General features: G+C 69.6%; 8 protein-coding genes. 3 read left to right on the top strand and 5 right to left on the bottom strand.

The window, feature by feature from the left end:
* Both K8V84_RS10205 and K8V84_RS10200 read left to right on the top strand, forming a co-directional pair.
* The coding region (locus tag K8V84_RS10205; protein ID WP_304073529.1) for a long-chain fatty acid--CoA ligase at positions 1-1622 on the top strand (1622 nt) is incomplete at its 5' end.
* Positions 1623-1721: 99 nt separating this feature from the next.
* The gene (locus K8V84_RS10200) at positions 1722-2492 is read left to right on the top strand and encodes a helix-turn-helix domain-containing protein (protein ID WP_304073526.1); all 771 of its coding nucleotides are present in this window, start codon (positions 1722-1724) and stop codon (positions 2490-2492) included.
* On the opposite strand, the gene K8V84_RS10195 is transcribed toward K8V84_RS10200, so the two are convergent.
* From K8V84_RS10195 to K8V84_RS10175, 5 genes are read right to left on the bottom strand one after another with little or no spacing between them, the layout of a single operon-like run.
* On the bottom strand, positions 2461-3453 hold the full coding sequence (locus K8V84_RS10195; protein ID WP_304073524.1) for an ABC transporter permease: 993 nt from the start codon (positions 3451-3453) through the stop codon (positions 2461-2463). The two genes, K8V84_RS10200 and K8V84_RS10195, sit on opposite strands and share 32 nt — an antisense overlap.
* Complete coding sequence (locus tag K8V84_RS10190; RefSeq protein WP_304073521.1) at positions 3450-4421, bottom strand: ABC transporter permease; 972 nt, start codon at positions 4419-4421, stop codon at positions 3450-3452. The genes K8V84_RS10195 and K8V84_RS10190 overlap by 4 nt, the downstream gene beginning before the upstream one ends.
* Positions 4418-5953, bottom strand: a complete 1536-nt coding sequence (locus tag K8V84_RS10185; RefSeq protein WP_304073518.1) for a sugar ABC transporter ATP-binding protein — start codon at positions 5951-5953, stop codon at positions 4418-4420. Before K8V84_RS10185 ends, K8V84_RS10190 begins: the two co-directional genes overlap by 4 nt.
* A complete protein-coding gene (locus K8V84_RS10180) occupies positions 5943-7049 on the bottom strand; it encodes an ABC transporter substrate-binding protein (protein ID WP_304073515.1) in 1107 nt (368 codons plus the stop codon). Before K8V84_RS10180 ends, K8V84_RS10185 begins: the two co-directional genes overlap by 11 nt.
* 25 nt (positions 7050-7074) lie before the next feature.
* Complete coding sequence (locus K8V84_RS10175; RefSeq protein ID WP_304073510.1) at positions 7075-9369, bottom strand: AbfB domain-containing protein; 2295 nt, start codon at positions 9367-9369, stop codon at positions 7075-7077.
* A gap of 259 nt (positions 9370-9628) precedes the next feature.
* Between K8V84_RS10175 and K8V84_RS10170 the strand changes: the two genes are divergently transcribed.
* A complete protein-coding gene (locus K8V84_RS10170) occupies positions 9629-10651 on the top strand; it encodes a LacI family DNA-binding transcriptional regulator (RefSeq protein WP_304073506.1) in 1023 nt (340 codons plus the stop codon).
* Positions 10652-10850: the final 199 nt, after the last annotated feature.

Below are 10850 nucleotides of genomic sequence, written 5' to 3'. Positions count from 1 at the left end.
TCGGCGTCCGAACCGGCGACCACGCCCTCATCATGATGGGCAACCGGCCCGAACACTGGCTCTCGGACCTCGCCCTGGTCCAGACCGGGGCCGTCCCCACCACCGTCTACTCCACCTCCGCCGCCGAACAGATCGGCCACATCGCCCGGCACAGCCGTGCCCGTGTCGCCGTTGTCGAGGACACGGAGGTGGCCGCCCTCTGGGAGGGTCTCCTCAAGGACCCGGACACCCCGCTGGAGCGACTGGTCGTTGTCGAGGGAGCCGATCCCGAACGCGGCCACACCCCCTACGCCACCCTCACCGAGGCGACCCCCTCCGGGGCGGCCGACCGTTGGCGCGACCGAACCCCGGACGATCTGGTCACCGTCGTCTACACCTCCGGCACCACCGGCGACCCCAAGGGCGTGGCGATCTCGCACCGACGGGTCCTGGCCCAGGTCGGTGCCCTGGACTCGGCCCTGGAGTTCCCCGCGTTCCCCGATCACGTCTGCTACCTGCCGCTGGCCCACATCGCCGAGCGCGTGCTGAGCGTGTACATGCCGCTGGTGCGCGTCTCGCACGTGTGGATGTGCGCCGACCCCACCGCGGTGGTCGGGGTGCTGCCACAGGTGCGGCCCCCGCACTTCCTCGGGGTGCCGCGCGTGTGGGAGAAGTTCGCCGGAGGCGTCCAGGCGGTCCTGGCCTCCCTGCCAGAGGAGGAACGCGCCGCCATCGACCAGGCCCGCGCGGTGGCCACCGAACACATCGAACGGCTCGAACGCGACGGCGAGGTCCCCGCCGAACTGGAGGAACGCCACCGGCGGGCCCGCACCACGGTCCTCGAACCACTGCTGGCCAAGATGGGGCTGGACCGGGTGATCCTGCCCTCCAGCGCCTCGGCGCCCATGCCCCTGGAGGTGGTCCGCTTCTGGGCCTCCCTCGGCATCGTGATCATGGACGTCTGGGGCCTCACCGAGTCCGTGGGAGTGGCCACCATGAACGTTCCCGAGACCGGGGGGTTCCGGCTCGGATCGGTCGGTCGGCCCATCGACGGTGTCGAGATGCGCCTGGGCGAGGACGGAGAGGTCTTCCTGCGCGGAGCCTCCGTCTTCGAGGGGTACCTGGCGGCGGACGGGTCGGTCCGCCCCGACACCGACGCCGACGGTTGGTTCGCCACAGGCGACGTGGGCCGGGTCGACGAGGACGGCTTCCTGTGGATCACCGACCGCAAGAAGGAGATCATCGTGACCTCCGGCGGCAAGAACGTGTCACCGGCCCTGGTGGAGAACACCCTCAAGGAACATCCGCTGGTCGGCCAGGCCCTCGCGCACGGCGACGGCCGCCCCTACCTGGTGGCTCTCGTCGTGCTCGACCCCGAACTGACCCCGCTGTGGGCGGCCTCCAAGGGGATCGAGGCGACGGGGGAGGACCTGGCCGCTCACCCTGAGGTCATCGCCGAGATCGACGCGGCCGTGGCCGCCGCCAACGAGCGCCTGAACCGCGTCGAACAGGTCAAGCGGTACCGGGTGCTGTCACGCGAGTGGGGACCGGAGACCGGTGAGCTGACCCCCTCTCTCAAACTGCGCCGTGGCGTGGTGGCCAGGAGATACGCCGACGAGATCGACGCCCTCTACGAGGATTGACCCCTCGGGCCCGGCGAATCCGACGTCTCCCGCGAGGGAACGCAGTATTCTTGGGGTCTCTGCCCCCGTGCGGTTCCCCTCGCCCCCTGGAGACGGCACATGAGCGTGTTCCCCTCGCCCGACGACCCCGAGCAGATCATCACCGTCCAGCAGGACTACGACGGCGACACCCCCATGGACACCCACCACCTGGAGACGGGGGAATCCCGCACCTTCGGACGAGGCGGTCGCAACCGTCGGGTGGACATCCCGTTGGCCGGGGGCGACCGGGCGGTCTCGCGGGTGGCGGGCGAGATCGTCTCGCACGGGGACCACTGGCGGATCAGCAACCTCAGCCCCACCAAGTCCTACGTCGTGGAGAACACCGAACGGCTCGCCGGGTTCGTCCAGGTCCCTCCGCACACCCAGGGCATGCTGGTGCCCTTCGAGACCTCCCGGGTGCTCATCCCCGGAGGTCAGGGCGAGCACGGGTTCCTGGTGATGGCGCCCGCCGCGTGCAGCAGTGTGCTGGTGCCCGCCGGGGAACCGTTCTTGGACACCGAGACCACCGACTCCCAGGCCGAGCGCACCGACATCCGCAGCTTCCGGATCGACCGCCTGCACACCTACTACCGGGTGCTGGCGGCCTTTTGCGAACCTCGCCTGCGCGACCCGGGCACCCGGTACACACCAACCCAGCACCAGGTCGCCGAGCGGCTGAAGTTGTCCAAGGCGGCGGTCAACTCCCACATCGACTACCTGCTCAAGAGCAAGTTCCGCGTGGAGCCGGAGGACGCCCGCCAGGGGCAGGACTGGCGGGTGGACATGCTCACCGAGAAGGCCCTGCACTTCGGTCTGGTCACCGAACAGGACCTGTCGGTCCTCCCCTGAGCCGGCTCTGGATCAACACCACCGCGATCAGGAACAGCCCGCTGACGACCTCCTGGAAGGCGGAGGTCAGCGTGCCGACCGCGTTGATGATGTTCTGGATGACGCCGAGCAGGAGCACGCCGCTCAGGGTGCCGGCCAAGAACCCGTAACCACCGGTCAGCAGAGTCCCGCCGATCACCACCGCGGAGATGGCCTGGAGCTCGATGCCGATCCCGAAGATCGTCACGCCCGAGCCCAACCACAACGCGTTCAGCGCGCCCGCCGCTCCCGCGCACAGTCCGGAGAACGTGTAGACGGCCATCTTGGTGCGCGCCACCGGAACACCCATGAGCGCGGCGGTCTGTTCGTCGCCGCCCACCGCGTACACGTGCTGGCCCGCCGTGGTGCGGCGCAGGACCAGGCCGCCCACGAAGAACAGTGCCACGACCAACAGGAACGAGTACCCCAGCACGCCGAGGAGCCGGCCGTGCACCAGCGGGGCCAGCGCCAGCCCCTCCGGCACCAGATAGGTGGTGTTGCCCTCGTCGGAGATCGACAGCATCAGCCCCCAGGCGCCCAGCATGGTCGCCAGGGTCACGATGAACGGGGCCAGCCCCGCTCGGGCGATCAGCACCCCGTTGAGCAGGCCGATGAGTCCGCACACCACCAGCGGCACCAGCAGTAGCGCCAGGCTTCCGTACTGGGACGCCCACGCCGCCGACACCCCGCCGAGCGCGAACACCGTGCCCACCGACAGGTCGATCCCGCCGGTGACGATCACGAACGTCATGCCCAGCGCGATGATCGCCAGGAACGAGGCGCTCACCAACACCCGGTTCAGGTTCCCCAGGGCCAAGAACCCGTCCAGGGTCGTCCCGGCGAGCGCCACCACCAGCAACAACACCAGCAGGGCACCGTGCCGTCGCGCCGACTCCCGCCAGGGGATCGAGACGGCCGGGGCCTCCTTCGACGTGGTGATCATGTCCTCCCTCGATCCCGGGCCAGGTAGACGGCGGCGATGATCACCGCGGTCTGTGCCATCTGCGTCCACGACGGCGGCAGGTCGTGTTTGATCAACGTGGCCACCAGCAGCTGCATCAGCACCGCGCCGGCCACCGTCCCGGCGATCCGTACCCGCCCGCCGGTCAGCGGGGTGCCGCCGACCACCACCGCGGTGATCGCCGACAACTCGATGAGCACGCCCACCGAGTTGGGGTCGGCCGCCTGCAGCCGGGCGGTCACCAGGGCCCCGGCCACGGCCGCCAGGGCGCCGCACAGCGCGTACACGCCCAGCAGCACCCGACGCACCGGTAGTCCGGACAGCTCGGCCGCGCGCCGGTTTCCGCCGATGGCGACCAGCCGACGGCCGAACACGGTGCGCCTGACCAGGAACGCCACCAGCACCACCAGCAGCGCCGCGATCCACACCAGGTACGGCACGCCCAGGAACGACCCCGAACCCAGGGACCGTAGCCCCGGATTGCGGATCCCGTCCAACTGCGGCAACAGCACCAGTGCCACACCTCGGCCGCCGATCATCATCGCCAGCGTCGCGATGATCGCCTGGATCCCCGCGAACGACACGAGCACACCGTTGACCGCACCGGCCGTCGCGCCCACCACGACCGCGATGAGCACCGCCACGATCGGCCCGTATCCCAGATACAGGGAGATCATCGCCGCCGACAGCGCCATCACCGAGCCGACGCTCAGGTCGATGCCGCCGGTGGCGATCACCAGTGCCATGCCCAGCGCCACGATCAGTACCGGGGCGACCTGCACGGCCTGGGTGCGGAAGTTCTCCAGCGACAGGAAGTTGGGGGTGAACGCGAGGTTGAACAGCACGATCAGCGCCACGCCCACGTACACGCCGTAGTCCCGCGACCAGCGCAGGAACCGGTCCCTGTCCACCCGATCCCGGATCGACCGGGGCACGGTGTGCGGGCTCACTCTCCCTCACCCCCGTCCGGGCCCTGCGCGATCGCCGCCATCAGGGAGTCCTCGGTGACCTGGGCGCCCTCCAACTCGTCCACCACGGCGCCGTCCTTGAGCACCACCACACGATCGGCGCCCTCCACCAGCTCCTCCAGGTCCGAGGAGATGAGCAGCACGCCCAGTCCCTCCTCGGCGAGCTCGTCCACCAACCGCTGCACCTCCGCCTTGGCGCCCACGTCGATCCCGCGCGTGGGTTCGTCCAGCAGCAGCACCTTGGGGTTGAGCGCCAACCAACGCGCCAACAGAACCTTCTGCTGGTTGCCGCCGGACAGTTCCTCCACCTTCTGGTGCGGGCCCACCGCCTTGATGCGCAGGCGCTCCATGAACACCCGCACCACCTCGTCCACCCGCTTCTCCGACACCAGTCCGAACCGGCTCATCCGGGGCATCGCGGCCAGCGCGATGTTCTCCCGGATGGACAGCCCCGGGACGATGCCCTCGTGCTTGCGGTCTTCCGGGAGCAGACTCACCCCGGCTCGGATCGCGGCGGGGACGGACGAACCGCGCTTGAGCGGGGTGCCCATCACCGACACACGCCCCGAGTCCAGGGGCAGGGCCCCGGCGATCGCCTTCGCGGTCTCGGTGCGCCCGGACCCCAGCAGGCCGCCGAGTCCGACGACCTCGCCGGGGCGGATGGTCAACGACACCTCGCGCAACCGGTGCCGGGCGGTGAGCCCTTCGACCTCCAGCGCCGGGGTGCCCGACCACGCCTCTCGTTCACCGGAGAAGGTGGTGGCGCCCTCGCGCCGCACCCGCTCCATGTCCCGGCCCAGCATCAGGGACACCAACCGCAACCGGCTCAGGTCGGCCATCGCGCCGGTGTGCACCGCCCGACCGTCCCGCAGCACGGTCACCCGGTCGCACACCCGGTAAAGCTCCTCCAACCGGTGGCTCACGTACACCACGGCCACACCGTGTTCACGCAACCGATCGATCACTCCGAACAGGGTCTCGACCTCGCGCGGCTCCAACGACGACGTGGGCTCGTCCATGACGACCACGCGAGCGTCCGCCGACACCGCGCGCGCCAACGCCACCATCTGCCGAGCACCCATGGACAGCGAGCCGAGCGGGCGGCGCACGTCCACGGCCACCCCATATCCGCGCAGCGTCTCGGCGGCCTCGCGATGCATCCGCGCGAAGTCGATCAGCCCGAACCGCTTGGGCTCGCGCCCCAGGTACAGGTTGCGGGCCACGCTCAGCAGCGGAAGGAGATCGACCTCCTGGTAGATGGTGGCGATCCCTGCGCGCTGCGCGTGCAACGGGGCCGTGAACCGGGCGGGTTCGCCTCGGTGCCACAGCTCCCCGTCGTCGGGTCGGTACACGCCCGTCAGCACCTTGATCAGGGTGGACTTGCCGGCACCGTTCTCGCCGACCAGCGCGTGCGCCTCTCCGGGCCACAGCGTGAAGTCCACCCCGTCCAGGGCCAGGACACCCGGGAACCGTTTGGTCAGCCCCCGAGTGTCCAGGACCGGACTAGTACGCATTGCCGAGCTCCTCCTCGGCGTTGGAAGTGTCGTACTCGCGATCGGTGATGATCAGGTTCGTCCCGACCTCCTCACCGGCGCCGAACGTCTCGGCGGCCTCGAACGCCAGCGGGCCGAACCGCGGGTTCGACTCGATCACCGCGGAGATCCACCCGTCGACGATGTGCTCCACCGCCGCCTCGGTACCGTCCACGGTGACGATCGCGACGTCGCCCGGCGCCTTGCCCGCGCCGTTGAGGGCGGTCACGGCGCCGATGCCCATCTCGTCGTTCTGCGCGTAGATCCCGTCGATGTCCGGTTCCGTCTGGATGAGCTGCTCGGTCACCGACTGGCCGCCCTCACGGGTGAAGTCGCCGGACTGCTCGAACACGATCTCGATGTCGGGCGCCTCGGCCTCCAGACGCTCCACGAACCCGTCGGTGCGGTCCGTGGTGACGTTGTTGCCGGGCGCGCCCAACAGGATGGCGACCTCGCCCTCGCCGCCGAGCGTGTCGATCATCTGGTCGGCGGCCCGTCGGCCCTGCTCCACGAAGTCAGAGCCGATGAAGGTGACGAAGTCGGCGCAGGCGGTGCCGTTGATGGGCCGGTCGATGGTGATGATCGGGACCGAAGCGGACTCGGCCGCGTCCAGGACCGGCTTCCACCCGTCGGAGTTGAGCGGGGCGATGATGAGCACCTCCGCGCCCTGCGACATCAGGTCCTGCACGTCGCTGATCTGCTGGGCGAAGTCCGACTGGGCGTTGGAGGTGATGAGGTCGACGCCGCGCTCCTCGGCCTCGTCCTTGATCGACTGCGTCTCGGTGATCCGGAACGGGTTGGACTCGGCCTCGGACTGGGAGAACCCGACCGTCTTGTCGGTCAGGTCGAACGCCTCGACGCCGTGATCGGCGGCGCTGCAGGTCTCGTCGCCACTGGCGGCCTCGTCCAGGACCTGGGCCCGGCCCTCGCCGCCGCCCTCGTCCGCGGCGGATGAGGCGGCGTCGTCCTCTCCCCGGGTGCAGCCGGTGGCGGCCAGGGTCAGGGCGGCGCACACGGCCGCGGTGGCGAGTAGGGCGCGGCGCGGGCCGCGGGGGGAGGTGGGGTGCTGTTCGTTCATGGTCGTTCTCCGCCGGTGCGTCGGATCAGGGGGTCCAGGGGTCCTCGACGGACCAGGTCACGTCGTGGTCGTAGTTCTCGGAGGTGTCGCGGTCCTCCCCGGCGCCGCCGGCCCCGGACAGCCACAGCTGGGACTCGTAGTGGCGCAGGTACCGGTCGGGGAAGTTGTAGGAGCGCAGGGAGACGCCCTCGCCGCCGAGCCCGGGGACCGCGCACCAGGTGGCGTCCTGGGCGAACAGCGTGCCGTCGTCGGAAGGCTCCCGATGCACCCGTGACTCCTTGTGCCGCAGGTACTCGCCCGGGAAGTTCACCGACTCCACGGACACACAGGTGTCGTCGGCCAGGCCCGGCACGAAGCGCCAGGTGGCGTCGGCGCGGGTCTCCTCGGAGTCGTCGACCGGGGCGGTCACGCCCAGCCCTTCGGAGTGGGCCAGGTAACGGTCCTGGTGGCCGGGGGTGGTGACCCGCAGAGACAGGTTCTCCTCCAACGGCACGTCGGCGATCCCGCCGACCGGTTCACCGGACAGCAGTCGCTCGTGCGCGGCGGCGATGACCTCCGGGTCGACCTTCAGCACCCTCCGGTCGTAGGTCCAGAACCCGTTGAGTTCGGTCTCCACGTCGGTGATCTCGGTGTAGATCGCCGCCGACAGTCCGTGCGTGCGTTCCAGACGCTGTACGCCCGCCATCAGACCGACGTAGCGGGTGGCCAGCGACTCCCCGTCGGTGATGTCCTCGTAGCCGAACCCGTCGCCCGGGCTCCACTCGTGGCCTTCGACGGGCAGGTTGTAGCCGCCGAACTCGCCCAGCACCGAGACGCGATCCTCCTCGGCCGGGGCCGGGTCGCCGGGGCCGACGTAGATGTGGGAGTCGACGATGTCGCCGTTGCCGGTGTCGTGCCAGCCCGAGGCACCGGTGACCAGGCGGGAGGGGTCGGAGTCCTTCACGTCCTCGGTGATCCGCGCGTCCTCGTCGTACTGTCCCCAGGCCTCGTTGAACACGATCCAGTTGACGATCGAGGGGAAGGAACGGTGTTCGTCCACCAGGGCGCGCAGCTCGGTCTCGAACTGATCGCGTCCCTCCCGACCCGGGTCGCCGGACATCGAGGGCATGTCCTGCATGACCATCACACCGAGCCGGTCGGCCCAGTAGTACCAGCGGTCCGGTTCCACCTTCACGTGCTTGCGGATGGTGTTGAAGCCCAGGTCCTTGTGCGACTCGATGTCGAAGCGCAGAGCCTCGTCGGTGGGCGCGGTGGAGATGCCGTCGGGCCAGTAGCCCTGGTCCAGGGTGCCGACCTGGAAGACGTACTCGCCGTTGAGGAGGGGGCGGGTCACCCCGTCGACCTGTCCCACCTCGATCGATCGCATGCCCGTGTAGCCGGCGACCTCGTCGCCCGAGTCCAGGGTGACGTCGACGTCGTACAGGTAGGGGTCGTCCGGGCTCCACAGGTGGGCGTCGGGAACGTCCACGGTGATCGCGGAGTTCGTCGCGCCGGTGGCCGAACCGACCTCCGCGCCCTCGGCGTCGCGGACCGTCACCGTGGCGGTGGAGTCGTCGGAGCCTGCCGCGTTCACCACCACGCCCAGCCGTTCGCCGGGCACGTCCGGTGTGATGTCCAACCGGGTGACATGAGTGTCGGGGACCGGTTCCATCCACACGGTCTGCCAGATGCCGGTGTGGGTGGTGTACCAGATACCGCCGGGTTCCAGGCGCTGCTTGCCCACCGGCTGTTCGCCCGCGTCGGAGGGGTCGTACACCCCGACGATGATCTCGTTCTCACCCTCCCGGAGGGCGTCGGTGACGTCGAAGGAGAACTTGTCGTAGCCGCCGGTGTGCGAGCCGACGGAGGTGCCGTTGACCCACACCCGGGAGTCCCAGTCCACGGCGCCGAAGTTCAGCAGCACCCGGTCGCCGTCCCAGGAATCGGGGACCTCCACGGTGCGCCGATACCAGACCCGGTCGTGGTGTTCCTGCACACCCGACAACGCGGACTCGATCGGGTAGGGGACGAGGATCTCTCCGCCCAGGTCGGTGTCGAACGGGGGCTCCTCGCCCTCCTCGCCGGGCGCCCACTGCCAGGTTCCGTTGAGGTTCTCCCAGTCCTCGCGGACCATCTGCGGGCGCGGGTAGTCGGGAAGGGCGTTGTCGGGGGAGACCTCGTCGGTCCAGGGGGTCTTCAAGGGGGTCTCGGGTTGCGCGCCGGCTGGGGAGGCCGACAGCGAGGAGAGGGCCAGGATCGCGGCCAGAACGGGGGCGCCGGCGCGGACCCATGGACGTCGGCCGGCGGTGGGGGCGGGGATGCTGACGGGGGGTTGTCGCATGTGGTTCTCCGTGTCGAGTTGCGGGCCATGAACGGTCCGCGCATTTACAACGTGGGAAACCTGACTTGGCGATGATGAGAACACGAATGGAGGGCTCTGTCCAGACCCTTAATCGAAACTCGTGGAACACCGACGTGGTAGCGGAATCGGGCTTCCCAGCACGGCTGGGCAGGGCCGGCGCCCGTGTTGTATAACGATGGAAAAGCCACCGAACAAAGGTCACCGATCCCGGGCGCCCCGTCCGGCGGAGGAGGAGCGCGTGGGTATCAGCCTGAAGGACGTCGCACAGCGGGCGGGGGTGTCGGTCAAGACGGTCTCCAACGTCGTCAACGGATACCGGCACGTCACACCCCAGACCCGCCAGCGCGTCCAGCGGGTCATCGACGAGCTCGGATACCGGCCCAACCTCACCGCGCGCCACCTGCGCAAGGGGCGGACCGGGATGATCGCCCTCGCCCTGCCCGAACTCGGCAACCCCTACTTCGCCGAACTCGCCGACGCCGTCATCGAGTACGCGGGCGGCCTCGAATACATCGTGCTGCTCGACCACACCGGCGGTCGCCGAGAGCAGGAGGTCCTGTTCGCCCAGGGTTTCCGAGCCAGGGTCATCGACGGACTGATCCTCAGCCCTATCGAACTGGAGAACGAGGACCTGCTCGCCCGCGACAGCGACGCGCCCCTGGTGCTACTCGGTGAGCGCCAGTACGACGCCCCCTACGACCACATCGCCATCGACAACGTCGCCGCCGCCCGCACCGCCGCCGCCCACCTGGTCGAGCTCGGACGCCGCCGGATCGCCTTCCTCGGGGCACGCCACGGCCGCGCCCGCCAGACCGCTCACCTGAGGCTCCAGGGGTGGCGCGAGGTCATGGCCGAGACCGGTCGACCCACCGGTGAGGAGTTCGTCGCGGTCACCGACGGCTACACCCGCGAGGACGGTGCCCAGGCCATGGCCCGACTCCTGGACTCGGGGGTCCGTCCGGACGCGGTGTTCTGCTACAACGACCTCATCGCCATAGGCGCCATGCGCACCCTCGGCACCCGGGGCCTGCGAGTCCCCGAGGACGTCGCCGTGGTGGGCTTCGACGACATCGAGGACGGGCGCTATTGCGCCACCACCCTCACCACGGTCGCCCCCCACAAACGCGGCATCGCCCGCGCGGCCACCGACGCCCTGCTGGAACGTCTCGCCGCCGGCACGGAGAAGGAGTTCATCGAGCCGAGGAGGGTCCAGCCGGGCTTCGCGTTGATCACCAGGGAGAGCACCGCCGGCAAACCCTGACCGGTCCCTCTGCCGATGAAGCTTCTTCTTGCTCTCAGCGCCCATTTCGGTGAGGAGCTTCTGGGTTCGCCGGTTTTGTGCTGCCTGGGGCTGTTGGTGGGGTGCCTTGGGTCGTGGGTCTTTGGGTGGTCTGGTGGGGTGGGGGTGGGTTCTTCCTCCTTCCCCGCCGCGTGATTGTTGCCGCCCGCACCGCACGCGT

Origin of the sequence: Nocardiopsis listeri (assembly GCF_020741345.1) — a bacterium.
Taxonomy (GTDB): domain Bacteria; phylum Actinomycetota; class Actinomycetes; order Streptosporangiales; family Streptosporangiaceae; genus Nocardiopsis; species Nocardiopsis listeri_A.
Note: the sequence above shows the minus strand (reverse complement) of the source record. Positions and strands in the feature narration are given on the sequence as shown.

Bases quoted from the DNA above. Each gene is read 5' to 3' on its own strand.
- K8V84_RS10200 (WP_304073526.1), top strand. From the start codon at position 1,722: ATGAGCGTGTTCCCCTCGCCCGACGACCCCGAGCAGATCATCACCGTC.
- K8V84_RS10195 (WP_304073524.1), bottom strand. From the start codon at position 3,453: ATGATCACCACGTCGAAGGAGGCCCCGGCCGTCTCGATCCCCTGGCGG.
- K8V84_RS10185 (WP_304073518.1), bottom strand. From the start codon at position 5,953: ATGCGTACTAGTCCGGTCCTGGACACTCGGGGGCTGACCAAACGGTTC.
- K8V84_RS10180 (WP_304073515.1), bottom strand. From the start codon at position 7,049: ATGAACGAACAGCACCCCACCTCCCCCCGCGGCCCGCGCCGCGCCCTA.
- K8V84_RS10175 (WP_304073510.1), bottom strand. From the start codon at position 9,369: ATGCGACAACCCCCCGTCAGCATCCCCGCCCCCACCGCCGGCCGACGT.